Annotated in this window: 20 protein-coding genes; 9 read left to right on the top strand and 11 right to left on the bottom strand. The window is 70.7% G+C overall.

Annotated elements, in window-relative coordinates; all coding sequences use genetic code 11:
- Nucleotides 1-8: 8 nt before the first annotated feature.
- Nucleotides 9-557: a hypothetical protein gene (locus ABZY11_RS31240; protein ID WP_356482365.1), complete on the bottom strand. Its 549-nt coding sequence runs from the start codon at nucleotides 555-557 to the stop codon at nucleotides 9-11.
- 229 nt (nucleotides 558-786) lie between these two features.
- Here ABZY11_RS31240 and fmt point away from each other — a divergent pair, with 229 nt between their 5' ends.
- From fmt to ABZY11_RS31220, 4 genes are all read left to right on the top strand, one after another.
- Nucleotides 787-1,719: a methionyl-tRNA formyltransferase gene (gene fmt, locus ABZY11_RS31235; protein WP_356482364.1), complete on the top strand. Its 933-nt coding sequence runs from the start codon at nucleotides 787-789 to the stop codon at nucleotides 1,717-1,719.
- Nucleotides 1,720-1,792: 73 nt separating this feature from the next.
- Entirely contained in the window at nucleotides 1,793-3,226 is a 1,434-nt protein-coding gene (locus ABZY11_RS31230; protein ID WP_356482363.1) for a transcription antitermination factor NusB, read from the top strand.
- Between the two features lie 188 nt (nucleotides 3,227-3,414).
- Nucleotides 3,415-4,098 (top strand): ribulose-phosphate 3-epimerase, encoded by a 684-nt coding sequence (rpe, locus tag ABZY11_RS31225; protein ID WP_356482362.1) that lies wholly within the window; start codon nucleotides 3,415-3,417, stop codon nucleotides 4,096-4,098.
- 152 nt (nucleotides 4,099-4,250) lie between these two features.
- Nucleotides 4,251-5,267 carry a sugar-binding domain-containing protein gene (locus tag ABZY11_RS31220; protein WP_356482366.1) on the top strand — a complete coding sequence of 339 codons (1,017 nt, stop codon included), beginning with the start codon at nucleotides 4,251-4,253 and terminating at the stop codon, nucleotides 5,265-5,267.
- Between the two features lie 97 nt (nucleotides 5,268-5,364).
- Here the strand turns inward: ABZY11_RS31220 and ABZY11_RS31215 are convergent, their stop codons facing one another.
- Nucleotides 5,365-6,387, bottom strand: a complete 1,023-nt coding sequence (locus ABZY11_RS31215; RefSeq protein WP_356482361.1) for a terpene cyclase — start codon at nucleotides 6,385-6,387, stop codon at nucleotides 5,365-5,367.
- 308 nt (nucleotides 6,388-6,695) lie between these two features.
- Between ABZY11_RS31215 and ABZY11_RS31210 the strand changes: the two genes are divergently transcribed.
- The 5 genes from ABZY11_RS31210 (at nucleotide 6,696) to ABZY11_RS31190 (ending at nucleotide 13,135) form a co-directional block, all read left to right on the top strand.
- Entirely contained in the window at nucleotides 6,696-8,162 is a 1,467-nt protein-coding gene (locus ABZY11_RS31210; protein WP_356482360.1) for a GuaB1 family IMP dehydrogenase-related protein, read from the top strand.
- A gap of 199 nt (nucleotides 8,163-8,361) precedes the next feature.
- Complete coding sequence (locus ABZY11_RS31205) at nucleotides 8,362-9,819, top strand: aldehyde dehydrogenase family protein (protein WP_356482359.1); 1,458 nt, start codon at nucleotides 8,362-8,364, stop codon at nucleotides 9,817-9,819.
- A gap of 110 nt (nucleotides 9,820-9,929) precedes the next feature.
- Nucleotides 9,930-10,385, top strand: a complete 456-nt coding sequence (locus ABZY11_RS31200) for an Lrp/AsnC family transcriptional regulator (RefSeq protein ID WP_356482358.1) — start codon at nucleotides 9,930-9,932, stop codon at nucleotides 10,383-10,385.
- Between the two features lie 198 nt (nucleotides 10,386-10,583).
- Nucleotides 10,584-11,381 carry a carbon-nitrogen hydrolase family protein gene (locus tag ABZY11_RS31195; protein ID WP_356482357.1) on the top strand — a complete coding sequence of 266 codons (798 nt, stop codon included), beginning with the start codon at nucleotides 10,584-10,586 and terminating at the stop codon, nucleotides 11,379-11,381.
- 47 nt (nucleotides 11,382-11,428) lie between these two features.
- The gene (locus ABZY11_RS31190; protein ID WP_356482356.1) at nucleotides 11,429-13,135 is read left to right on the top strand and encodes an NAD(P)/FAD-dependent oxidoreductase; all 1,707 of its coding nucleotides are present in this window, start codon (nucleotides 11,429-11,431) and stop codon (nucleotides 13,133-13,135) included.
- An 18-nt stretch (nucleotides 13,136-13,153) separates the two neighbouring features.
- Here ABZY11_RS31190 and ABZY11_RS31185 read toward each other — a convergent pair whose 3' ends face one another.
- The 9 genes from ABZY11_RS31185 to ABZY11_RS31145 all read right to left on the bottom strand — a co-directional run.
- Nucleotides 13,154-14,002 (bottom strand): fumarylacetoacetate hydrolase family protein, encoded by an 849-nt coding sequence (locus ABZY11_RS31185; RefSeq protein ID WP_356482355.1) that lies wholly within the window; start codon nucleotides 14,000-14,002, stop codon nucleotides 13,154-13,156.
- A gap of 35 nt (nucleotides 14,003-14,037) precedes the next feature.
- Nucleotides 14,038-15,060 (bottom strand): hydroxyacid dehydrogenase, encoded by a 1,023-nt coding sequence (locus ABZY11_RS31180; RefSeq protein ID WP_356482354.1) that lies wholly within the window; start codon nucleotides 15,058-15,060, stop codon nucleotides 14,038-14,040.
- The gene (locus ABZY11_RS31175) at nucleotides 15,044-16,099 is read right to left on the bottom strand and encodes a dihydrodipicolinate synthase family protein (RefSeq protein ID WP_356482353.1); all 1,056 of its coding nucleotides are present in this window, start codon (nucleotides 16,097-16,099) and stop codon (nucleotides 15,044-15,046) included. Before ABZY11_RS31175 ends, ABZY11_RS31180 begins: the two co-directional genes overlap by 17 nt.
- Before the next feature lie 8 nt (nucleotides 16,100-16,107).
- Complete coding sequence (locus ABZY11_RS31170) at nucleotides 16,108-17,136, bottom strand: NAD(P)-dependent oxidoreductase (RefSeq protein WP_356482352.1); 1,029 nt, start codon at nucleotides 17,134-17,136, stop codon at nucleotides 16,108-16,110.
- 6 nt (nucleotides 17,137-17,142) lie between these two features.
- A complete protein-coding gene (locus ABZY11_RS31165; protein WP_356482351.1) occupies nucleotides 17,143-18,090 on the bottom strand; it encodes a carbohydrate ABC transporter permease in 948 nt (315 codons plus the stop codon).
- 2 nt (nucleotides 18,091-18,092) lie between these two features.
- Entirely contained in the window at nucleotides 18,093-19,001 is a 909-nt protein-coding gene (locus ABZY11_RS31160; RefSeq protein ID WP_356482350.1) for a sugar ABC transporter permease, read from the bottom strand.
- A gap of 104 nt (nucleotides 19,002-19,105) precedes the next feature.
- The gene (locus ABZY11_RS31155; RefSeq protein ID WP_356482349.1) at nucleotides 19,106-20,362 is read right to left on the bottom strand and encodes an extracellular solute-binding protein; all 1,257 of its coding nucleotides are present in this window, start codon (nucleotides 20,360-20,362) and stop codon (nucleotides 19,106-19,108) included.
- A 92-nt stretch (nucleotides 20,363-20,454) separates the two neighbouring features.
- Nucleotides 20,455-21,711 (bottom strand): Gfo/Idh/MocA family oxidoreductase, encoded by a 1,257-nt coding sequence (locus tag ABZY11_RS31150; RefSeq protein ID WP_356482348.1) that lies wholly within the window; start codon nucleotides 21,709-21,711, stop codon nucleotides 20,455-20,457.
- Between the two features lie 116 nt (nucleotides 21,712-21,827).
- A partial coding sequence (locus tag ABZY11_RS31145) for a peptidase C14 (RefSeq protein WP_356482347.1) occupies nucleotides 21,828-23,441 on the bottom strand: 1,614 nt, incomplete at its 5' end.

Here is a 23,441-nt window from a genome sequence, read left to right as displayed (position 1 = left end):
CGGGGTGGTCAGCCGTTGCGTGGGCCGGGAAAGACGCCGGGGCGCAGGTCGTCGCGGAGTGCCGGGCGGTCCAACGGAGGCCGCGGCGGCATGGACCGAGCGGCGGGTACGGCGGGCAGCGGGGGCGTGTTGCCGGAGCCGGGCACGACGGGCAGGGTGCGCGGCACCGCGGTCTCCGTGCCGGATTCGGCCGTCCCCGGCTGACGGGCGTTGCGGCGTGCGCCGTAGCGGCGGTGCACCGCCTGCTTGGTGACCCCGAGCGCGGAGCCCACCGCGTCCCAGGAGAAGCCCAGCGAGCGGTCGAAGTCGACTGCCGCGGTGACCAGGGTCTCGACGCTGTCGCGCAGTTCCTGGGCCAGCCTGACGGTGGGGGCCGGGGCCCTGCCGTAGACGACGAAGCCCGTGGACGGGCCGGAGCGGCGCGGGCGGTAGACGTTGCCCAGTTGGGCGGTGAGCGTGCGCAGCGCGTCCACCTGCCGCCGGACCCGCTCGATGTCCCGCACCAACAGATGCAGACTGGCCCTCGCTTGGGCGTCGTGGGTTGCGTGGTCGGCCATGAAGAAGCCTCTCGAACCGGCATTGAAAGGGATCGGGCCGCACCGTGGCGGCTCGCTTCGGTCAATCTCTCTTGACCAACGCCTCAGCCGTGGATCTGGTCACGCTTCAGGGGCGCGTGCGCCCTTCAAAGGGGCGCGCGGTCATGCGTACGCCCCCCGGTCGCCGGGCCCATAGACTTGTGCGTTGCTCGTCACCGCACGTTCCGGCCCGAGAGGCAGTCAGCCACCCATGAAGCTCGTCTTCGCAGGCACCCCCGAGGTAGCCGTACCCGCCCTGGACGCCCTGATCGCCTCCGACCGGCACGAGGTGGCCGCCGTCGTGACCCGGCCCGACGCCCCCGCCGGGCGGGGCCGCCGCCTGGTCGCCAGCCCCGTCGCCGAGCGCGCCGAGGAGGCCGGTATCGAGGTGCTCAAGCCCGCCCGGCCGCGCGACGAGGACTTCCTCGCCCGGCTGCGGGAGATCGCCCCGGACTGCTGCCCGGTCGTCGCCTACGGGGCGCTGCTCCCCAAGGAGACGCTCGGCGTACCCGCCCGGGGCTGGGTCAACCTGCACTTCTCGCTGCTGCCCGCCTGGCGCGGCGCGGCCCCCGTACAGCACGCGGTCATGGCCGGGGACGAGGTGACCGGCGCGTCGACCTTCCGGATCGAGGAGGGGCTCGACTCCGGCCCGGTGTACGGCGTCCTCACCGAGGAGGTGCGTCCCACCGACACCAGCGGTGACCTGCTCACCCGGCTGGCGTTCGCCGGCGCGGGGCTGCTCGTCGCGACGATGGACGGCATCGAGGACGGCACGCTGCACGCCGTGCCGCAGCCCGCCGAGGGGGTCACTCTCGCACCGAAGATCACGGTCGAGGACGCCCAGGTGCAATGGTCCGCCCCCGCCCTGCGGGTCGATCGCGTGGTGCGCGGCTGCACACCCGCGCCCGGCGCGTGGACGCTGTTCCGGGGGGAGCGGCTGAAGCTGATCCAGGCGGTGCCGGTGCTGGACCGTGCCGATCTGGCGCCCGGCGAGCTGTCGGCGGCCAAGAACAATGTGTACGTGGGCACCGGATCGCACGCGGTCGAGCTGCTCTGGGTCCAGCCCCAGGGCAAGAAGCCGATGCGGGCCGCCGACTGGGCGCGCGGGGTGCGGATCGCCCACGGCGAGCTGCTGGGGAGCTGAGGCCCGCCGGGGCCGGGGCGGCGACGTAGGCTGGGAGGGTTCGTCCTCTCACCATCAGCGGAGCACCTTTCACGTGAACGACCAGCAGCGTCGCCGTCCCGCCAAGCCGCATCGCCGTCCTCAGAAGGACCCGGTCCGGTTCCTCGCCTTCGAAGCCCTCAGGGCCGTCGACGAACGGGACGCGTACGCCAACCTCGTCCTGCCCCCGCTGCTGAAGAAGGCACGCGCCAAGGACGATTTCGACAACCGGGACGCGGCGCTGGCGACCGAGCTGGTCTACGGCACGCTGCGCCGCCAGGGCACGTACGACGCGATCGTCGCGGCCTGCATCGACCGGCCGTTGCGCGAGGTCGATCCGCCGGTCCTGGACGTGCTCAACATGGGCGTGCACCAGCTGCTCGGCACCCGTATCCCCACCCACGCGGCGGTCTCCGCCAGCGTGGAGCTGGCCCGGGTGGTGCTCGGCGAGGGGCGGGCCAAGTTCGTCAACGCCGTGCTGCGCAAGGTCTCCGCGGACGACCTCGACGGCTGGGTGGCCCGGGTGGCCCCCTCGTACGAGGAGGACGCCGAGGACCACCTCGCGGTCGTGCACTCGCATCCGCGCTGGATCGTCTCCGCGCTGTGGGACGCGCTGGGCGGTGGCCGCGCCGGCATCGAGGACCTGCTCGAAGCGGACAACGAGCGGCCCGAGGTCACACTCGTCGCCCGCCCCGGCCGCTCCACCACCGATGAGCTGCTCACCGCCCTCGGCGATGAGAACGGCCTGCCGGGCCGCTGGTCACCGTATGCCGTACGGATGGCGGAGGGCGGCGAGCCCGGCGCGCTGACCGCCGTCCAGGAGGGCCGGGCAGGGGTCCAGGACGAGGGCAGCCAGCTGGTGGCCGCCGCCCTCGCCGCCGCACCGCTGGAAGGCAGCGACAGCCGCTGGCTCGACGGCTGCGCCGGACCCGGCGGCAAGGCCGCCCTGCTCGGTGCGCTCGCCGCCGAACGGGGCGCCGCCCTGCTCGCCGCCGAGAAGCAGCCGCACCGGGCCAGGCTCGTCGAACGGGCGCTGGCCGGCAACCCCGGCCCGTACCAGGTGATCACCGCCGACGGGACCCGCCCGCCGTGGCGGCCCGGCAGCTTCGACCGGGTCCTCATGGACGTGCCGTGCTCGGGCCTCGGCGCCCTGCGCCGCCGCCCGGAGGCGCGCTGGCGTCGCCGCAAGGAGGACCTGGAGAACTTCGCGCCGCTCCAACGCGGCCTGCTGCGCGAGGCGTTGAACGCGGTGCGGGTCGGCGGCATCGTCGGCTACGCGACCTGCTCGCCGCACCTCGCGGAGACCCGGGTCGTCGTCGACGACGTGCTGGGGGGCCGGGGTGGCCAGCCCGTCGAGGCCGAGTGGGTGGACGCCCGCCCGCTGATGCCGGGAGTGCCCGCGCTGGGCGACGGCCCCGACGTCCAGCTGTGGCCGCATCTGCACGGCACGGACGCGATGTACCTGGCCCTGCTGAGGCGTACCGCCTGAAGCGGGCCGACGCGGATCGGGGTCCCTGCGTGTTCCTGCACCGCAGGGCCGCCCGAAGCACCCGCCACGGGCCGAAACGCCCGTATCGCGCGGCCGGAGCTGTTGGATCGGGCGAACTGTAATGATCCCGTGAGGCTTTGGCCCGCACCGGGGCGGGGAAGTGGCGCGGAACATGGCAGGCTTGGGACATGGCCCAGATCAACCCCAGCATCCTGTCCGCCGACTTCGCCCGTCTCGCCGAGGAGGCGAAGGCGGTCGAAGGTGCCGACTGGCTCCACGTCGATGTGATGGACAACCATTTCGTGCCCAATCTGACCCTCGGTGTGCCGATCGTCGAATCGCTCAGCCGGGCCACGGACACCCCGCTGGACTGCCATCTGATGATCGAGGACCCGGACCGCTGGGCGCCTCGGTACGTCGAGGCCGGCGCCGGTTCCGTGACCTTCCACGTGGAGGCCGCGGCGGCCCCCGTACGGCTGGCTCGGGAGATCCGGGCCAAGGGTGCCCGTGCCTCCATGGCGCTCAAGCCCGCGACGCCCATCGAGCCGTACGAGGACCTGCTCCCCGAGCTCGACATGCTGCTGATCATGACGGTGGAGCCGGGCTTCGGCGGCCAGGCCTTCCTGGACATCATGCTGCCGAAGATCCGCCGCACCCGTGAGCTGATCTCCAAGCACGGCCTCGAACTGTGGCTCCAGGTCGACGGCGGCGTCTCCGCGTCCACCATCGAGCGGTGCGCCGAGGCCGGTGCGGATGTCTTCGTCGCGGGTTCGGCGGTGTACGGGGCGACGGACCCGGCCGAGGCCGTGCGGGCGCTGCGGGCGAAGGCCGACGGGGCCACCGCCTCGGCGGCCTGGGCGTGCGGCCACTGACACCGGAACCGGCTCCCGCCGCCGATCGCGGGTCCGCCCGGCCAAGGGCAGATGAACTCGGTCCGACGGGACCGATCAAAAAACGCCGGATCTGACAGGATGAACGGCGTATCGAGAGTGTGAACAGCAGTGAGGAGATCGCGGTGTCTGCAATGTCGGCGGGCCGGTCCGCCCTGCGGATGGGGCCCGCGGAGCTGGTGCAGGCGGCGGCCATGGCCCGCCGCTTCTACCTCGAGGGAAAGTCGAAGATCCAGATCGCCGAGGAGTTCGGCGTCAGCCGCTTCAAGGTGGCCCGGGTCCTGGAGACGGCTCTTGAGCGCGACCTCGTACGGATCGAGATCCGCGTCCCCGCGGAACTGGACGCCGAGCGTTCCGACGCGCTCCGGGCCCGCTACGGGCTGCGCCACGCGGTCGTCGTCGAATCCCCGGCCGAGGAGCAGGACGACGCACCGGACCCGGAGAATCTGGGCGAGGTCGCGGCCGATCTCCTCGGCGAACTGGTGAACGAAGGCGATGTGCTCGGGCTGGCCTGGGGCCGGTCCACCATCCATATGGCGGCGGCGCTCGACCGGCTGCCGCCGTGCACGGTCGTCCAGCTCACAGGGGTGTACGACGCGGGGACGGCCGAGCGCGGCTCCGTCGAGGCGGTCCGGCGGGCCGCCCAGGTGTCCGGTGGCGAGGCCCACCCCATCTACGCGCCGATGCTGCTGCCCGACCCGGCGACGGCGGCCGCGCTGCGCCACCAGACCGGTATCGCCCGCGCCTTCGACTACTTCGACAAGGTGACGGTCGCGGCGGTCTCCATCGGCTCCTGGGAGCCGGGCATCTCGACCGTCCACGACATGCTCAGCGATGACGAGCGGGCGCACTACGCCTCGCTCGGCGTCGCGGCGGAGATGTCGGCGCACCTCTTCGACACCGAGGGCCGACGGGTCGGCCGGGATCTGGGGGAGCGGTGCATCACGGTCGAGGCCGACCGGCTGCGCCGGATCCCCGAAGTGGTGGCGATCGCCGGCGGACAGCGCAAGGCGGCGGCGATCGGGGCGGTGCTGAGGTCCGGGCTCGTCACCAGCCTGGTGACGGACACGGCGGCGGCCGACTACCTGCTGACGGAGTCGGCGGCACCGCAGCGGCCGGCGCTGGAGCGGGCCGACCCGGACGGCGACTGAGCGATCGCGGGGGCGGTGGCCACCGTTCCCGCGGACGGCGGACACGGAAACGCCCGGACAGCGCACGCGCTGCCCGGGCGTTTCCATGTCCGGTGGCTCAGTCCCGGACCATGCCCAGGACCGTCGCCTCCAGATACTCCTCCGGCTCCTCGTACTGGCTCACATCGGCCGGGTTGTAGCGCGGGGTCTGCCTCGACCAGTCGAGGTTGCCCCGCATCCAGCTCCGCATCCCGTCCAGGTACGGCGTGAGCATCCAGGACAGCTGCGGGTACGCGGTCAGCAGCTCGGACTCGGCGGTGAGGAAGCGCTCCGTCTCCGTCGCGACCTCCGCACAGACGTGTTCCAGCGCCTGCCGCTCACCGAGGCCGCGATGGTGCCGGACCAGATGGACCAGATTGTGGATCTCGCCGAGCACCTGCTCCTTCTCGTACGAGTACACGTCGTTGGCCCAGCACACGACATTGCACGAGGCTTCCAGCGCGGTGATGAACCGGGGGTCGTTGTGGATCGACTCGGGAGCCTCGATCCCGGCCACGATCTCTATCAGGTCCATGCAGACATGTATCGCGCCGGTGTGGCGCCGTTTGGCGATGTACGTCTCCTCGGACGGCACCACACCGGCGGCCCGGTTCCCCGCCTCCCATGTGGTGGTCGTCGTGAGATACGTGGTGAGATGCCAGCCGAACCGGGTGCGCCAGTGCGGGGCCGCGGTCGGTGTCGTGCGCTCCCACAGATCGGCCAGGGCGACCACGGCGGCCGGGAGCTGTCCGTCCGGCAGCGTGCCCGGAGGGTTGCCCTCGATGACGGTCCGCATCAGCTCGACCACGTCCCGCACCCGCTCCGGGCTGCGGCCGAGATGGCCGTCGTCGAGCTGGTCGTCGACGAGAAAGAGCCATACGAACCAGTCCGCGACGAGGTCGAGATTCTTGCTGTCGGCGGTCGGATACACCATGCCGACGAACGAACCGAAGTCCGCCTGCTCGAATCGATCCCTGGCCGAATCGCGGTGCACCAGGCCGGTGTTGCGGGTCCATTCGTCGAGGTGGACCCTGGTGTGCCCGACATGCGGGTTGGTTCGCTGGGGGAACGGGCAGTAGATGTCCGGCAGTTCGCTCTCCACGGGTGGGTCGTGATCCTCTCCGGTCGTACGTGTGATGGAAGTTATGACGCTTCCGGCTGTTCCTCCGGGGCGTAGAAGAGACCCACGGGACCTGCGGCTTTGAAGCTACCTGACCCCTTGTCACCAGGTCCAGGGAAGATGATCGCGAATGATTCGAATGCCTTTCGGGTAGGGTCCGCCGACAAGGCGGGTTCCACTTGCCCGGGACTCCCGCTCAGTCCCCTTCGGAGGAACATACGAACGCGGGTGTCCTTTGCTGTGCCTTCATGGAGGCGACCGGCTCCGTTTCGTGTGAAAAAATGAGCGTTATGCGTTTTCTTGAGCCCGGTACTGGTCGTTACACAGAGTCCCCCTCGGTCCCGTACGACCTCACGTACGACGATGTCTTCATGGTCCCGGGCCGTTCGGCAGTCGGTTCCCGCCAGGGTGTCGATCTCTCCTCGCCCGACGGCACCGGCACCACCATCCCGCTCGTCGTCGCGAACATGACGGCCATCGCGGGCCGCCGGATGGCCGAGACGATCGCCCGCCGCGGCGGGCTCGTCGTCATCCCGCAGGACATCCCGATCGAGGTCGTCACCGACGTCATCTCCTGGGTGAAAACGCGACACCTGGTGCTCGACACGCCGATCGTGCTGGCCCCGGGCCAGACGGTCGCCGACGCCCTGTCGCTGCTGCCGAAGCGCGCGCACGGCGCGGGCGTCGTCGTCGACGAGGGGCACCGGCCCGTCGGTGTCGTCACCGACCACGACCTGACCGGCGTCGACCGCTTCACCCAGCTCTCCGAGGTCATGTCCAAGGACCTGGTGCTGCTCGACGCGGACATCGACCCGCGCGACGCCTTCAGCAAGCTCGACGGCGCCCACCGCAAGCTCGCCCCCGCGGTCGACGCGGACGGCCGGCTCGTCGGCATCCTCACCCGCAAGGCCGCACTGCGCGCCACCCTGTACACCCCCGCCACCGACGCCGAGGGCAGGCTGCGGATCGCCGCCGCCGTCGGGATCAACGGCGACGTCGCGGGCAAGGCCAAGCAGCTCCTCGACGCGGGCGTCGACACGCTCGTCGTGGACACCGCCCACGGCCACCAGGAGTCCATGATCAGCGCGGTCCGGGCCGTCCGCGCGCTCGACCCGCGGGTGCCGATCGTCGCGGGCAACGTCGTCGCCGCCGAGGGCGTGCGCGACCTCATCGAGGCCGGTGCGGACATCATCAAGGTCGGTGTCGGCCCCGGCGCCATGTGCACCACCCGGATGATGACCGGTGTGGGCCGGCCGCAGTTCTCCGCCGTTCTGGAGTGCGCCGCCGAGGCGAAGAAGTACGGCAAGCACGTCTGGGCGGACGGCGGCGTCCGGCACCCGCGCGATGTCGCCATGGCGCTCGCCGCGGGCGCGTCCAACGTGATGATCGGCTCCTGGTTCGCCGGTACGTACGAGTCGCCCGGCGACCTCCAGCAGTCCGCCGACGGCCGCTTCTACAAGGAGTCCTTCGGCATGGCGTCCGCGCGCGCCGTGAAGAACCGCACGTCGGACGAGTCCGCCTACGACCGGGCCCGCAAGGCGCTCTTCGAGGAGGGCATCTCCACCTCGCGGATGTTCCTCGACCCGGCCAGGCCCGGCGTCGAGGACCTGATCGACTCGATCATCGCGGGCGTCCGCTCCTCCTGCACCTACGCCGGTGCGGCCTCCCTGGCGGAGTTCGCCGAGAAGGCGGTCGTCGGGGTGCAGAGCGCCGCCGGATACGCCGAGGGCAAGCCGCTGCACGCCAGCTGGAGTTGATCCCGCGGTTCCGCAACGCCGGTGCCCCTCCGGGCCGTTCGAGCCCGGAGGGGCACCGGCGTTTCCGGACGCTCTCACCGGTATGCACGGATGTCCGGTTCCGGCCCTCGGCAGGCTGATCCGATGCGCTTCAACCCCATTGGAATGTAAGTAACATGAAGCACAATCAGCTGCCCGTTCCTCTGTGGTAAGGGATCTCATGTCCTTCTTCACCGACCTGGCCCATCAGTACATCGACGGAGAGTGGAGGCCGGGCAAGGGGTCCTGGGACATCATCGACTTCAATCCGTACAACGGTGAGAAGCTCGCCTCGATCACGGTCGCCACGGCCGACGAGGTCGACCAGGCGTACCGGTCCGCGCAGGACGCCCAGCGGGCCTGGGGCGAGACCAACCCGTACGCCCGGCGGACGGTGCTGGAGCGGGCGCTGCGCATCGTCGAGGAGCGCGAGTCCGAGATCGGCGACGCGATCGTCGCGGAGCTGGGCGGCACCCGGCTGAAGGCGGCCTTCGAGCTGCATCTCGCCAAGGAGTTCCTGCGGGAGTCGGTCCAGCTCGCGCTGCGGCCCACCGGGCAGATACTGCCCTCGCCGACCGAGGGCAAGGAGAACCGTGTCTACCGGGTGCCCGTCGGCGTCGTGGGGGTCATCAGCCCCTTCAACTTCCCGTTCCTGCTGTCGCTGAAGTCGGTCGCCCCCGCCCTGGCGCTCGGCAACGCGGTGGTGCTCAAGCCGCACCAGAACACCCCGGTCTGCGGCGGCACGCTGGTGGCGAAGGTGTTCGAGGAGGCCGGGCTCCCGGCCGGCCTGCTGAACGTCGTGGTCACCGACATCGCCGAGATCGGTGACGCCCTGCTGGAGCACCCCGTACCGCAGGTCATCTCCTTCACCGGCTCGGACCGGGTGGGGCGGCACGTCGCCACGGTGTGCGCGGCGAACCTCAAGCGCGCCGTGCTCGAACTCGGCGGCAACAGCGCGCTGATCGTCCTCGACGACGCAGATCTGGACTACGCGGTGGACGCGGCCGTCTTCAGCCGGTACGTGCACCAGGGCCAGGTCTGCATGGCCGCCAACCGGATCCTGGTCGACCGGGCGGTGGAGAAGGAGTTCACCGAGAAGTTCGTCGCCAAGGTCGCCTCGCTGCCGGTCGGCGACCCGGCCGACCCGCAGACCGTGATCGGCCCGCTGATCAACTCCTCGCAGGCCGAGGCCATTTCCTCGCTCGTCGACCAGACCGTGGCGGCCGGCGCGACGGCCCTGCTGCACGGCCGGGCCGACGGCAACCTGGTGAGCCCGTCCGTGCTGACCGGGCTGGCCGCCGACTCCCCCGTCCTGTCCCAGGAGATCTTCGGGCCGGTCGCGCTCATCGTCCCGTTCGACGGCGAGGACGAGGCGGTCCGGATCGCCAACGACACCCCGTACGGCCTGAGCGGCGCGGTGCACACCGGCGACATCGAGCGCGGTGTACGGGTCGGACAGCGCATCCACACCGGCATGATCCACATCAACGACGGCACGGTCCACGACGAGCCGATCGTCCCCTTCGGCGGCGAGAAGAGCTCCGGCCTCGGCCGGCTGAACGGCGACTCGATGGTCGAGGCCTTCACCACCCAGAAGTGGATCTCGGTGCAGCACGGCCGTTCGCGGTTCCCGTTCTGACCGGTCACGCACGGCGGTGAGCGCGCCCGGCCGGGCGTGCCATGGTCTACTTCGGGGGCGGCCCGTGCCGCCCCCGAAGTAGACCATCGCAGAGAAGTGAACCGCCCGAAGTGCGCCTGAACGACCTCGACGAACGCATCGTCCACGCCCTCGCCGAAGATGCCCGGCGCTCCTACTCGGACATCGGCGCGATGATCGGCCTGTCCGCGCCCGCCGTGAAACGCCGCGTGGACCGGCTGCGCGCCGAGGGCGCCATCACCGGGTTCACGGTCCGGGTGGACCCGGCAGCGCTGGGCTGGGAGACCGAGGGGTTCATCGAGATCTACTGCAGCCGCAACACCTCGCCGGAGGCGATCAAGCAGGGGCTCGCGCGCTATCCGGAGATCGCCTCGGCGTCCACGGTGACGGGGGAGGCCGACGCGATCGTGCAGGTCTTCGCCGCGGACATGCGCCACTTCGAGCAGGTTCTGGAGCGGATCGCGGGCGAGCCGTACGTGGAGCGGACGAAGTCCGTGCTGGTGCTCTCGCCGTTGCTGCGGCGGTACTCGTCGGGCGCGCCGGAGTAGAGCCCGCCCGCCGTACGGCGTGAGACCTGGGTCACCCTTTTGACCTGCGAAGACGTCGGGCGCAATGAATCGCCGCCGACGGCCTCCGGCGCGCAATGGATCGACGGTGCACGCGCAACGGTCGCGCCTTGTCCGGCGTGAGCGGCGGACCGTACCGTCGATACGTCCCCGCCCAGCCCGCACCGTCCGAGGTCAGCCATGCCGCCGTTGCGCACCGCCCTGCTCCAGAACTCCGGACGACCCGGGCACGTGGCCGAGAACATCGAGGTGCTCGACGGAGCGGCGCGGCGGGCGGCGGATGCCGGGGCGCGGCTCCTGGTCTGCCCCGAACTGTTCCTGACCGGATACGCGATCGGGGCCGACGTGCCCCGGCTGGCCGAGCCGGCCGACGGGCCGTCCGCCCAGGCCGTCGGCGAGATCGCCGCACGGCACGGGCTCGCCGTCCTCTACGGCTACCCGGAGCGCGCGGGCGAGCAGATCTTCAACGCCGCACAGCTCATCGGCCCGGACGGGACGGCACTCGCCAACTACCGCAAGACCCACCTCTTCGGCAGCTTCGAGCACGAGTGGTTCACCCCGGGCGAGCAGACCGTGATCCAGGCCGAACTGGACGGCGTACGCATCGGGATCATGATCTGCTACGACGTCGAGTTCCCGGAGAACGTCCGCGCCCACGCCCTCGCCGGCACCGATCTGCTCCTGGTGCCCACCGCACAGATGCACCCCTTCCAGTTCGTCGCCGAGTCCCTCGTGCCGGTTCGTGCCTTCGAGAACCAGATGTACGTGGCGTACGTCAACAGGACCGGCCCGGAAGGCGAGTTCGAGTTCGTCGGGCTGAGCTGCCTGGCCGGTCCCGACGGCGCCGTCCGCAGCCGGGCCGGACGCGGCAAGGAACTGGTCGTCGGTGAGGTGGACCCCGCGTTGCTGAGCGCCTCGCGCGCCGCCAACCCGTATCTGCACGACCGCCGCCCCGGCCTGTACGGCTCCCTCGTCTGAGCCCGCCCCACCGTTCCACCTTCATTCGCGCAAGGAGTCCGTACCCCATGACGTCCACGGTGCCCAACGCCGTCCAGCACACCGAGGCCACCGAGCCGATCACCATGTTCGGGCCGGACTTCCCGTACGCGTACGACGACTTCCTGGCGCACCCCGCCGGACTCGGACAGATACCGGCGACCGAGCACGGCACCGAGGTCGCCGTCATCGGCGGCGGGCTCTCCGGCATCGTCGCCGCGTACGAGCTGATGAAGATGGGGCTCAAGCCCGTCGTCTACGAGGCGGACCGGATCGGCGGCCGGCTGCGCACCGTCGGATTCGACGGCTGCGATCCCGAACTCACCGCCGAGATGGGTGCGATGCGGTTCCCGCCGTCCTCCACCGCGCTCCAGCACTACATCGACCTGGTCGGCCTGGAGACGAGGCCGTTCCCCAACCCGCTCTCCCCGGCCACCCCTTCGACCGTGGTCGACCTCAAGGGCGAGTCGCACTACGCGCGGACCATCGACGACCTGCCGCAGGTCTACCGCGACGTCATGGACGCCTGGAACCGGTGCCTGGAGGAGGGTGCGGACTTCTCCGACATGAACCGCGCGATGCGCGAGCGCGATGTGCCGCGCATCCGGGAGATCTGGGCGAAGCTCGTCCAGAAGCTCGACAACCAGACCTTCTACGGATTCCTCTGCGACTCCGACGCCTTCAAGTCGTTCCGGCACCGGGAGATCTTCGGCCAGGTAGGCTTCGGTACCGGCGGCTGGGACACCGACTTCCCCAACTCCATCCTGGAGATCCTCCGCGTTGTCTACACCGAGGCGGACGACCACCACCGGGGCATCGTCGGCGGCAGCCAGCAGCTCCCGCTGCGCCTCTGGGACCGGGAGCCGCAGAAGATCGTCCACTGGCCGCTCGGTACGTCGCTGTCCTCGCTGCACAACGGCGAGCCGCGCCCCGCCGTGACCCGGCTGAACCGCACCGCCGGCAACCGGATCACCGTCACCGACTCCACCGGCGACATCCGCACCTACCCGGCCGCGATCTTCACCGGGCAGTCCTGGCTGCTGCTCTCGAAGATCGACTGCGACGACGCGCTCTTCCCGATCGACCACTGGACGGCGATGGAGCGCACCCACTACATGGAGTCGTCCAAGCTTTTCGTCCCCGTCGACCGGCCGTTCTGGCTGGACCAGACCGTCGACGACAGAGGGGTGCCGACGGGCCGGGACACCATGTCGATGACGCTCACCGACCGGATGACCCGGGGGACGTACCTCCTGGACGACGGCCCCGACCGGCCCGCCGTCATCTGCCTCTCGTACACCTGGTGCGACGACAGCCTGAAGTGGCTGCCGCTCTCCCCGAACGAGCGCCTGGACGTCATGCTCAAGTCGCTCGGCGAGATCTACCCGGACGTCGACATCAGGAAGCACATCATCGGCAACCCGGTGACGGTCTCCTGGGAGAACGAGCCGTGGTTCATGGGCGCGTTCAAGGCCAACCTGCCGGGCCACTACCGCTACCAGCGGCGGCTGTTCACCCATTTCATGCAGGACCGGCTGCCCGCCGACCGCCGGGGTCTGTTCCTCGCGGGAGACGACATCTCCTGGACGGCCGGATGGGCCGAGGGCGCCGTACAGACCGCGCTCAACGCCGTCTGGGGTGTGATGAACCAGTTCGGCGGCGCGACCGATGCGACGAACCCCGGCCCCGGCGACGTCTTCGACGACATCGCCCCGGTCGAACTCCCGGAGGACTGACGGGCCCCGCGGCCTCCGTTACGCGGGCCGGCAGACGCTGCGCTGCCGGCCGAGGCCCGAGATCTCGGTCTCCATCACATCGTCCGGGCCCAGGTAGGGGAAGCGGCCGGACAGCGCCACGCCCTGCGGGGTGCCGGTGTTGATGACGTCGCCGGGCTCCAGCACCAGGTACTGCGACAGATGGTGCACCAGATGCGCCACGCTGAAGATCATGTCGGCGGTGCTGGAGTCCTGCCGCGGCTCGCCGTTGACGTAGCTGCGCAGCCGCAGCTGCTGCGGGTCGCCGACCTCGTCGGCCGTCACCAGCACCGGGCCCAGCGGGTTGAACGTGGCGCAACTCTTGCCCTTGGACCACTGCCCGCCCGACTCCTCCAGCTGGAAGGCCCGTTCGGAGACGTCGTTGCTGACGGCGTAACCCGCGATGTGCGCGGCGGCGTCGGCGGGGGAGTCCAGGTAGGAGGCGCGGCGGCCGATCACGACGGCCAGCTCCACCTCCCAGTCCGTCTTCTTCGAGCCGCGCGGGATCAGCACGTCGTCGTACGGGCCGACGACGGTGTTCGGCGACTTGTAGAAGAGGATCGGCTGCTCGGGCGGCTCGGCACCCGACTCGGCCGCGTGGGCCGCGTAGTTCTGGCCGATGCAGAGCAGCGCGGAGGGCCGGGCCACCGGGGCGCCGATCCGCAGGCCCGTGATGTCGGTCTCCGGGAGCAGCGGCTCGGCGGGCACCAGGTGCGGATCGTCGGCGAGCGCGGCGAGGAACGCGCCGTCGATGTCGTCGGTGATGCCGGACAGGTCGTAGTGACGGCCCTCGGGGCAGACGAGGACCGGGCGCTCGTGGCCAAGCTCGCCGATGCGCATCAGTCGCATGAGGTGAAATCTCCTGAACGGTACGGGGGTTGGGGTCAGTGCAGGCGGGTGAGGGCGTCGGCGGTGACGGCGTGGGCCGGGGGGCGCCCGGCGAGCAGCCGCAGCACCTCGTCGACCGCGCTCGCCCCGAGCCGCTGCCGGCACTCGACGCTGCCCGCCGCCTGGTGCGGGGTGAGCAGCACGTTCGGCAGGGACCGGAACGGGTGGTCCGTGGGCAGCGGCTCGGCGTCGAAGACATCGATCGCCGCGTCCAGCCGGCCGGAGGCCAGTTCGGCGAGGAGCGCGTCCTCGTCGACCAGCCACGACCTGGCGGTGTTCACCAGACCCGCCCCGTCCGGCATCAGCGCCAGCTGCTCGGCGCCGATCATCCGGCGGGTCTCCTCGGTGACCGGTGCGTGCACGGCCACGATCCTGCTGCGCGAGAGCAGCGTCTCCAGGGGTACGGACTCCACCCCGAGCGCCTCGGCATCCGTGGCGGACAGGTAGGGGTCGGTGACGCTCACCCGCGCCCCCATCGCCCGCACCAGGGCGATGTAGGCGCGCCCGGTGCGCGAGGCGCCGATCACCCCGATGTCGCTGCCGTGGATCTCGTGGCGCGGCGGGGCCTCGCTCGCAGCCGCCCACTCCAGCCCGCCGCGCAGGGCGTGGTCGAAGCGCTGGATGCGGTGGAGCAGCGCGAGCGTGAACGCGAGGGCCACCTCGGCGACCGGGCGGGCCATCTCGTCACCGGCCTGGGTGACCAGGATGCCGCGCCGGAACACCTCCTCGGTGACATAGGGCGCGACCGCCGAACCGGTGTGCGCCACCAGCTCCAGCCGGTCGGCCGATGCGAGGAGCCCGGCGTCCACCTTGGGCGCCCGCCACGAGGTGATCAGCGCACGGGCGCCGGGCAGCGCGGCCGCGACCGCCGCCCGGTCGGAGTGCTCGTCGACGACGGTGAGTTCGGCCGCCCGCTCCAGCTCCCGCCACACCCCGGCGGTGAAGAACTGGGCCCGCAGGCCCGGCGGTACGGCGACGACCACCCGGGAGCGGTCGGCAGGATCAGGAGAGCCAGGCATCGAGGTGCTCCGCAACGAAGGCGTCATCGGTCAGCCAAGGGTAGGACGCGGCCACCCGGCTGATCTCCTCGGCCTGTCCGGGAGAGAGCGTCTCGGCCGGGTCCAGGCACCGGATGTTCGCCAACAGGCCCTGGCGGTGCAGCACTTCGTGCACCCCTGCGATGCAGCCGCGGAACGCGCCGCGCACATCGAAGACCGCGCTGTTGGCATCGGTCAGCTCGGGGCGGCGGGCCAGGCAGCGCACCATCGCGTCGTGGTCCCCGCCGCGGGCCTTCCGGACGTCGTCCAGGAGCGTCACCGCGGAGCCGGTCCACACGGCCCACTGGCCGAGGAGCCCGCCCGCGAACCAGCGGGGCTTGCCGCCCGCCGTCTCGTACGGGGTGAGCAGATCACCGATGATGTCGTCGTCGTTGCCGGTGTACAGCGCCACCTCGTCGGCCCGGTCCGCGGCGGCCACGGCGCGGATGACATCGGCCGTGCGGTAGCGGTCGAACGGGGCGATCTTCACCGCGGCCGTGTTCGGCAGATCGGTGAACGACGACCAGAAGTGCGGCGACAGGTAGCGTCCGCCGACGGCCTCCTGGAGGTAGAAGCCGATCACCGGCAGTACCTCGCCGACCGCACGCGCCCGCTCCAGCAGCCCCTTCTCGTCCGCACCGGGCACGGCCGGGCTGAGCAGCACCGCGTCGTAGCCGAGCTCGGCGGCGGTCTCGGCCTCCGAGACGGCCTGCGCCGTGTAGCCGCAGGCACCGGCGACCTTGATGAACGGACGGCCGGCCTCGGCGTCGATCGTCTCGGCGGCGAGCTCCAGGACCGGCCGGAACAGACCGACCTGCGGTTCGCGGATCTCGAATTGGGTGGTGTGCACGGCGACGGCGACGCCGCCCGCGCCCGAGGCGAGGTAGTAGCGAGTCAGCGCACGCTGCCGGCGCTCGTCGAAGGAGCCGTCGTCGTGCAGGGCGAGCGGGTGCGCGGGGATCACCGCACCGTGGGCGAGTGCGTCCAGGGCAGGGGTCGACACGAGGGAGGGAGTGGACATGGAGTGGATCAGAACCTTCCGTCACGGACCTGGAACTTGGTGGGCTTGCCGGACAGTGGCAGCCCGCGGCGCAGCCAGTCGGCCTGCCACTCGACGAGGGTGCGCAGGGTGACGTCCGGGTAGCCGAACAGCGCGTGGCAGCGGCTCGCGTCGGAGAGCAGCGCGGTGGGCGCCTCCTCGCCGGCGAGGACCGGCTCCTTGCCGAACTCCTCGCCGAACCACTGGGCGATGCGGCGCACCGAAGCGGTCTCGGGGCCGGTGAGGTTGAGGGTGAACGCCTCGCCGTCGGTGGCGTGCAGCAGCGAGCGCAGGGCGACCTCGTTGGCGTACCCCTGCCACACCACATTGGCGTGGCCGGTCGTCACATCGACGGGCTCGCCGGCCTGTACCCGGTAGGCGATGTCGGCGAGGACGCCGTAGCGCAGGTCGACCGCGTAGTTGAGGCGGATGTTGGCGACCCTGGTGCCACGGGTCAGCGCCGCGTGGCCGAAGATCCGTTCCCGGCCCAGGCACGACATGGCGTACTCGCCGACCGGGCCGACCGGGTCGCTCTCGGTGCAGCCACCGGAGGAGACCGGCACCAGCGGGTACACATTGCCGGTGGAGAACGCGGCGATCCGCGCCCCCGACCAGCGGCGCGCCACCCGGTCCGGCATCGCGGCGTTCACCGCCCAGGCGTGCGAGGGGGCGTCCGCCGAGCCGAACTTGGCGCCGACCATGAAGACGACGTTCCCGGCGTCCGGCAGCCCGGCCAGATCGGCGGCCGGGTCCATCAGGTCGAAGGCCACGGTGGAGACCCCGGCGGCCTCCAGCTCGTCGGCGGCGGACTTGTCGGACCAGCGGGAGACCGCGTACACGGTCACGTCCTGGCGGCCCGCGGCGTCCAGTGCCCGGCGGGCGAGCCGGCACAGGCTGGGGCCCATCTTGCCGCCGGCACCGAGCACCAGCAGATCGCCTTCGAGGCGGCCGAGATCGGCGACGAGCGCGGGGGAGGGGGTGGCGAGCCGCTCTTCGAGCGCGGCCTCATCGGTGAACATTCTTAGCTATCCCTTGATTCCGGACGCGGTGACGCCCTCGGTGAAGTAGCGCTGGCCCACCATGTACGCGGCGAAGATGGGCACGAACGCGATGACGGAGCCGGAGAGCACCACATTGAGCGGCACGTTCTGCTGCTGGAGCGAGGCGATGCCGACGGTGAGGGTGCGCATGTCGGTGGACTGGCCGATGACCAGTGGCCACAGGAAGTCGTTCCAGTGCCACAGGAAGACGAAGACACCGAGCGTGGCCAGGATCGGCTTCAGCAGCGGCAGCACGATCCGGTAGAAGATCTGCCACTCGTTGCAGCCGTCGAGCCGGGCCGCCTCGAAGAGTTCGTCCGGCAGCCCCTGGATGAACTGCCGCATCAGGAACACCGCCTGGGCGTTGGCCAGGGTCGGCACGATCAGTCCCCAGTACGTGTCCACGCCGCCCAGCTTCGCGATCATCGCGAACGTCGGGATCATCGTGACGTGGTAGGGGACCATCACCATCGACAGGAACGACCAGAACATCGTGTCCCGGCCCGGGAAACGCTTCTTGGCGAAGGCGTACCCGGCGAGCGAGGCGAGCAGCAGCACGCCGGCGACCGAGACGACCGAGTAGATCAGCGTGTTGAACAGCCAGCGCGGCACGTCCTGGGAGTTCATGACGGTGTCGTACGCCTCGCCGGTCAGCGGCCACGGCAGCAGACTGCCGGGGAACTCGACCGCCGCGGACGGCTTCAGCGAGAGCACGACCATCGCGTAGAACGGGAAGACCGTCACGATCGCGGCCACCGTCAGCAGCACGGCGCGCCCGATCCGGCCGGCCCGGGTGGGCCGCATGCCGTGCGGGACGGTGTCCTGCTCGGAGAGCTTGCGCAGCTTGCGTTCGGCGCGGCGCGCGGCCCGGTCGGGGGCCGCGGGGGCCCTCGGCGCGGGCGGGGTCTCGGTCTGGGCGGGTGCTGTGGTCATGGTCACTGGTCCTTCCCGATCACGAGCCGCTGGATCACCGCGACCACCACGGTCAGCGCGAAGAGCGCGACGCCGATGGCGGAGGCGTAACCCAGGTCGAAGTACTTGAAGCCCGCGTCGTAGAGCTGGAAGACGAGCGTGTAGCTGGCGTTTGCGGGGCCGCCGCCGGTCATCGTGTAGACCGCGTCGAAGACCTGGAACGAGGCCGTCGTCTCGATCACGGCGAGGAAGAACAGGGCGGGCTTGAGCTGCGGCAGCACGATGTACCGGAATCGCTGCCAGGGGCCCGCGCCGTCGGTGAGGGCCGCCTCCTCCAGCTCCCGCGGGATGTCCTGCATCCGGGCCAGCAGGATGAGCATCCCGTATCCGAAGCGGGACCAGACGCCGACGATCGCGAGCGCGGGCAGCACCAGCACGTCGTCGGAGAGCCAGGAACCCTCGGACATCCCGAACCAGCTCATCAGGGTGGGCCACGGGCCGCCGGTCGAGAAGATCCAGACGAAGACGGTGGCGGCCAGCACCAGCGAGGTGACGACCGGGAGGAAGAACACCGAACGGAAGAACTTGGCGCCGCGGAACGCGCGGCGGGTGATCAGCGCCAGGGACACCGACGCGATGAGCGTGCCCGGCACGGCGAGCACGGTGTACAGGACCGTGACCTTCAGCGCCTGCCAGAACAGCGGGTCGTCCCACAGGCGGGTGAAGTTGTCCAGCCCGATGAAGCTGCCGCCGCCCGTGAGGGTGTAGTCGGTGAAGCTCATCAGCACCCCGGCGATGCCCGGACCGAACCGGAACGCCAGGAAGAGCAGGAAACACGGAAGGACGAAGAGCAGGCCGATCCGGGCCTCGCGGCGCGCCTGCGGCCCGCTGCGACGGCCCCGGCGGCGGGTGGGTTCCGCGACGACTGCCACGGGGATCTCCTTGCGGTACGGGGGAATTACGGAGGTCGGGGGGAACGCCCCCAGGGGTGCGGGGCCGGGGTCCGGGTGCGGCCGGACCCCGGCCCCGCACCTGATCAGCGGCCGAGCATCGCCTGCGCGGCCTTCTGCGCGGCGTTCAGCGCCTCCTGCGGGCTCTTCTTGCCCAGCAGCGCCGCCTGGATCTCCGGCGCGAGCACACCCTGGACCTCGCGGGCCTTGTCCTGGAGCGGGCCCACGGTCATGCTCGGCAGCGTGGCGCCGACCGCCGTCTGAAGGGCGTCGTCCGGGTACAGGTCGCCGCCGGACTTGCGGGCCGGGAAGTAGCCCGCGGCCTTCTGCAGACCGGCCGCGTTCTTCGACTCGGCGACGAAGTTCAGCCAGTCGCCGGTGTTCTTCTTGTCGGCGCCCTTCAGCATCGACAGCGCGCCGACCGTGCCGTAACCGACCGACTTCGCGTCCTTCAGCGGCGGCTGGACGACGATGTTCTCCTTGCCCCAGAACGGCTCGACGTCCGCCGGGGTGTTCTGCCAGGTGCACGCCACCTTGCCCTTGGCGGTCGGGGTCTGCTCCAGCTTGGGCGTGGTCGTGACCAGATCCTTGTCGGTGTGGCCGCCGTCGACCAGCTTCTTCAGGTACGTCAGCGCCTTGACGCCGGCCGCGTCGTTGAAGGTGACGTTCTTGCCGTCCTCGGAGAAGACGTCGCCGCCGGCCTGCCACAGCAGCGGGTAGAAGGTCATGTTGAGCGTCTGCTGGGTGTCGCCGTAGTAGGTGGTGGCGTAGTAGCCCTTCTCCTTCAGCTTCGGGGCCAGCGCCTCCAGGTCCGCCCAGCTCGTCGGGTAGGTCTTCTCGCCGATGGCGGCGAACACCCGCTTGTCGCAGATCAGCGGGTTGGCGCTGGTCAGGATCGGGGTGGCGAGGGCTTTGCCGTCGACCGTGACGGACTTCAGCGCGAAGTCGGTGTAGTCCGACTTGGCGTCGGCCGGCATGTAGTCGTCGGCCGGGACGATGCTCTTGGCGTACTTCGGCAGCTGGTCCGGGATCAGGTAGACCGCGTCCGGGCCCTTGCCGGAGGCGATCGCGGTGGCCAGTGCGGTGTCGCGGTTGGCCCAGGGGAAGGTCTCCACCTTCACCTTGACGCCCGAGTGCTCCTTCTCGAACGCCTTGACCAGGCCGTCCCAGTACGCCTTGTTCTTGGCCTCGTCGAAGATGACCGGGTAGGTCCACATGGTGACGGTGTTGTCGTCGCTGCCGCTGCCGGAACAGCCGGCCAGCACACCGGCGGCGAGCGCGGTGGCCACCAAGGGGGCGGCTACGGCACGGACTCTGGAACGGCGGGTGAGGAGACGGGACATGAGGTGGTCCTCCGAGGACGTGAGGGTGGGGCGGGAACAGGGACTGTCGTTCGGATCCGGCCCGGTCCGAACGACGGGCCCTTCAGGGGGAGTCACTGCGCCGGGACCGTCTGGACGGTGCCGGTGTGCCGGGCACGTTCGGCGGCGAACGCCGCGAGATGACTGCCGAGCGAGGTGGCGGGACCGGAGCGGACCGCCCCGGCGTCACCCGTCGCGACGGCGGTGACGAACGCTTCGACGAGAGCGGCGTCCCCGCCGCCGTGCCCGTCGGCCGCGTTCGAACCGGAGGCGCCGAGTTCATGGACGGTGGTCTCGCCGGTCCGGAAGTCCTGCACCGTGACCCGCTCGCCGTCGCCGATCAGCCAGCCGTGCGAGCCGAAGATCCGGGTCTGGCGGTGCGTCTGCTCGGTGAACGCCACCATCTGGAAGGTCGCGGTCACCCCGTCCGTCAGCTGCATGGCGAGGACCTGGTGGTCGACCACGTCGTTGTCGCCGCGGTACGCGCAGACGCCGTACGGGCCCTCGCGCAGCGCCTGCACGAGACCGGCCTCGTCCTTCGCCTCGGTGACATGGGTGACCGGCCAGACCGCGCCCTTCTCGCGCAGCGTCGGCATGTACAGCTTCAGCGCGCTGTACGGGCAGCCGGACTCGACCGCGCAGTCCAGGCAGCGCTCGGCGGACCCGGCCGGGGCGTTCTCGGGCCGGAAGTGCTTCAGCCCGCCGAAGCTCGAAACCTGCTCGATCCGGCCGCCCATCACGTACGTGATCCAGTCCAGGTCGTGACAGGACTTGGCGAGCAGCATCGGGGAGGAGTCCTGCTCGCTGCGCCACGGCCCACGCACATAGCTGTGGGCGTAGTGCCACCAGCCGACCGGCTCCAGATGGTCGAGGGAGACCAGCTGACCGAGCACACCGGAGTCCACGACCTCCTTCACCAGGTCGGTGTACGGGGTGTACCGCATGACGTGGCACACCGCGAACAGGACTCCGGCCCGCTCCACACCCTCGACGATCCGCCGGGTCTCCTCCTCGGTCGGGGCGAGCGGCTTCTCGGCGAGGATCGCGTAACCGGCCTCGGCCAGCGCCAGCACCGGCTCCACATGGAAGCGGTCCTGGGTGGCGACGACGACGGCGTCGGCGATGCGGTTCTCGACCAGCGGCCGCCAGTCGTCGAACTCGACGGGTGCGCCGGCCGCGGCCCGCGCCGCGGGGCGCGGATCGGCGACGGCGACGAGCTCGGCGCGCTCGGGGTGCGCCTTGATCCACTCGGCGTACGTCAGACCGCGGTTGCCGGCGCCGACGAGCGCGACCCGTACGGGCCGGCCGGTGATCGGGGTATGCGTGTACACGGGAATCCCTGGTACTCGATGGGTTGGGGTCTTTCGTCTGGATCAGGCCGGATCAGAGAGCGTTCGTGCCAGGCCCCGCGAGCCCGGCGTGATCCAAACGAGAGGCCCCGAGGTGGTCAGATCCGCAGCGTGGCCGCGGTGTGGGCGACGCGGTCGCCCTCGTCCGGCAGCGCGGTGCGCTCGGTGCCGTCCTCGACGCAGCCGGTGTGCAGCAGATGGCTGGAGGCGCCGCCGAACGCCGCGGGCCGCAGTTCGAGCCGGCCGCCGGTGAAGGTGGAGCCGGTGGCCCGGTAGCGGTTGGGGCCCTCGGTGACCAGCACATGGGCGGTGCCCTTGGGCGCGGTCGAGTCGAGGCCGGTGAGCTGCCAGTCGACGGTCCGTCCGGAGCCGGTACGGGAGAGCAGGGCGCCGTCCTTGTTGGTGCCGCTCAGCCGTGTTCCGTCGATGCGCAGCCGCTGGTCCTTCGCCGAGGTCAGCTTCAGTCCGGTGTCGCGGAGTTCGCCGCCCAGCACGGTGATGCCAAAGTGCGCGAGCGAGACCGGGGCGGTGTCCTCGGAGCCGGTCAGCGTGCACTGGTCCAGGGTGAGCGGGCCGGTGCCGTTGAACACCGCGCCGTCGACGCCCTTCAGGGTGGAGCGCTGGATGGTGAGCGGGGCGGTGACGTTGGCCTGGGTGATCTCCGCGCCCGCCGCGAACGCGAACGAGGAGTCGGCGATCACATTGGGGCGGGCCGAGAGGTCCGAGGCCCGGGAGACGATCAGCGGACCCGTGGCCGTACAGCCGCGCATCTGCACACCGTCCGCGTTCACCCAGAGCATTCCGGAGCCGGCCAGGGACTTCTTGCCGATGACCAGGACGTCTTCCAGGGTCAGATCGGTGATCTTGACCCGGGCCACGAACCAGGAGCAGGCGTGCCTGCGTACGGTGATCCGCTTGGCCCTGCCACCCCAGGCGGCACCGGAGTTGGCGAAGGTCATCAGCCCGGAGTTGCCGGTGTAGACGAGGTCGTGCTCGAACTGGCCGTGCGTCACGAACGGGCCCTCGTCGTCACCGTCGCCGTGGCAGTTGGTGACGTAGCAGTAGGCGGAGGCCGTGAAGTCGTTGAGATGGCGGGCGTTGGAGGTGTGACAGTCCTCCACGTGCCCGTACAGGCAGTAGATCTGCTGGGTGAGGTAGCCCGCGCCGCCGTAGGTGACGGACTTCGGGTTGGTCAGCGAGCACTGCTCGGTGCGGTAGTACGTGCACCAGCGGCGCATCACCACCGGCCAGAAGGTGCCGATGGCCTCGATCCCGGAGACGTCGCAGCGCACCGCGTACTCGTACGCGACCGGGTGCGAGCCGGTCATCTCGTCCTCGCCCCAGCCCTCGAAGACCATGTTGCGGACATGGGCGCGGTCGACGGGCTCGACGCGGGTCCAGGTCAGGGTGCGGCCCGCGGCCAGGTCCCAGCCGATCTGGTAGTTGACCCGGATGTGCGTCGGGTCGACGACATCGGTGACCTGGACGAGACGCTGGATCTCCTTCTCGTACTTCCCCGCCAGGGCGTTGATCTCCACGGCCCACCACTGGCCGACGGCGAACTTCGAGGAGTCGCCGACCTCGAAGAGGTCCGAGAGGTCCGGCATCGCCGCGCTCAGCGCGTGCTTGACGGTGGTGTCGGTGACGGTGCCGCGGAAGGAGAGGACGGCGCCGAAGGGGTTGTCGTGGGTGTTCTTCTCGATGCCTTCGGT

This window comes from Streptomyces sp. NPDC006510 (assembly GCF_040611955.1).
GTDB lineage: Bacteria > Actinomycetota > Actinomycetes > Streptomycetales > Streptomycetaceae > Streptomyces.
Note: the sequence above shows the minus strand (reverse complement) of the source record. Positions and strands in the feature narration are given on the sequence as shown.

Excerpts from the sequence above, each read along its gene's own strand:
- fmt (WP_356482364.1), top strand. The coding sequence starts at position 787 with ATGAAGCTCGTCTTCGCAGGCACCCCCGAGGTAGCCGTACCCGCCCTG.
- ABZY11_RS31220 (WP_356482366.1), top strand. The coding sequence starts at position 4,251 with ATGTCGGCGGGCCGGTCCGCCCTGCGGATGGGGCCCGCGGAGCTGGTG.
- ABZY11_RS31155 (WP_356482349.1), bottom strand. The coding sequence starts at position 20,362 with ATGTCCCGTCTCCTCACCCGCCGTTCCAGAGTCCGTGCCGTAGCCGCC.
- ABZY11_RS31185 (WP_356482355.1), bottom strand. The coding sequence starts at position 14,002 with ATGCGACTGATGCGCATCGGCGAGCTTGGCCACGAGCGCCCGGTCCTC.
- ABZY11_RS31195 (WP_356482357.1), top strand. The coding sequence starts at position 10,584 with ATGCCGCCGTTGCGCACCGCCCTGCTCCAGAACTCCGGACGACCCGGG.
- rpe (WP_356482362.1), top strand. The coding sequence starts at position 3,415 with ATGGCCCAGATCAACCCCAGCATCCTGTCCGCCGACTTCGCCCGTCTC.
- ABZY11_RS31240 (WP_356482365.1), bottom strand. The coding sequence starts at position 557 with ATGGCCGACCACGCAACCCACGACGCCCAAGCGAGGGCCAGTCTGCAT.
- ABZY11_RS31165 (WP_356482351.1), bottom strand. The coding sequence starts at position 18,090 with ATGACCACAGCACCCGCCCAGACCGAGACCCCGCCCGCGCCGAGGGCC.
- ABZY11_RS31210 (WP_356482360.1), top strand. The coding sequence starts at position 6,696 with ATGCGTTTTCTTGAGCCCGGTACTGGTCGTTACACAGAGTCCCCCTCG.
- ABZY11_RS31180 (WP_356482354.1), bottom strand. The coding sequence starts at position 15,060 with ATGCCTGGCTCTCCTGATCCTGCCGACCGCTCCCGGGTGGTCGTCGCC.
- ABZY11_RS31175 (WP_356482353.1), bottom strand. The coding sequence starts at position 16,099 with ATGTCCACTCCCTCCCTCGTGTCGACCCCTGCCCTGGACGCACTCGCC.
- ABZY11_RS31190 (WP_356482356.1), top strand. The coding sequence starts at position 11,429 with ATGACGTCCACGGTGCCCAACGCCGTCCAGCACACCGAGGCCACCGAG.
- ABZY11_RS31205 (WP_356482359.1), top strand. The coding sequence starts at position 8,362 with ATGTCCTTCTTCACCGACCTGGCCCATCAGTACATCGACGGAGAGTGG.
- ABZY11_RS31170 (WP_356482352.1), bottom strand. The coding sequence starts at position 17,136 with ATGTTCACCGATGAGGCCGCGCTCGAAGAGCGGCTCGCCACCCCCTCC.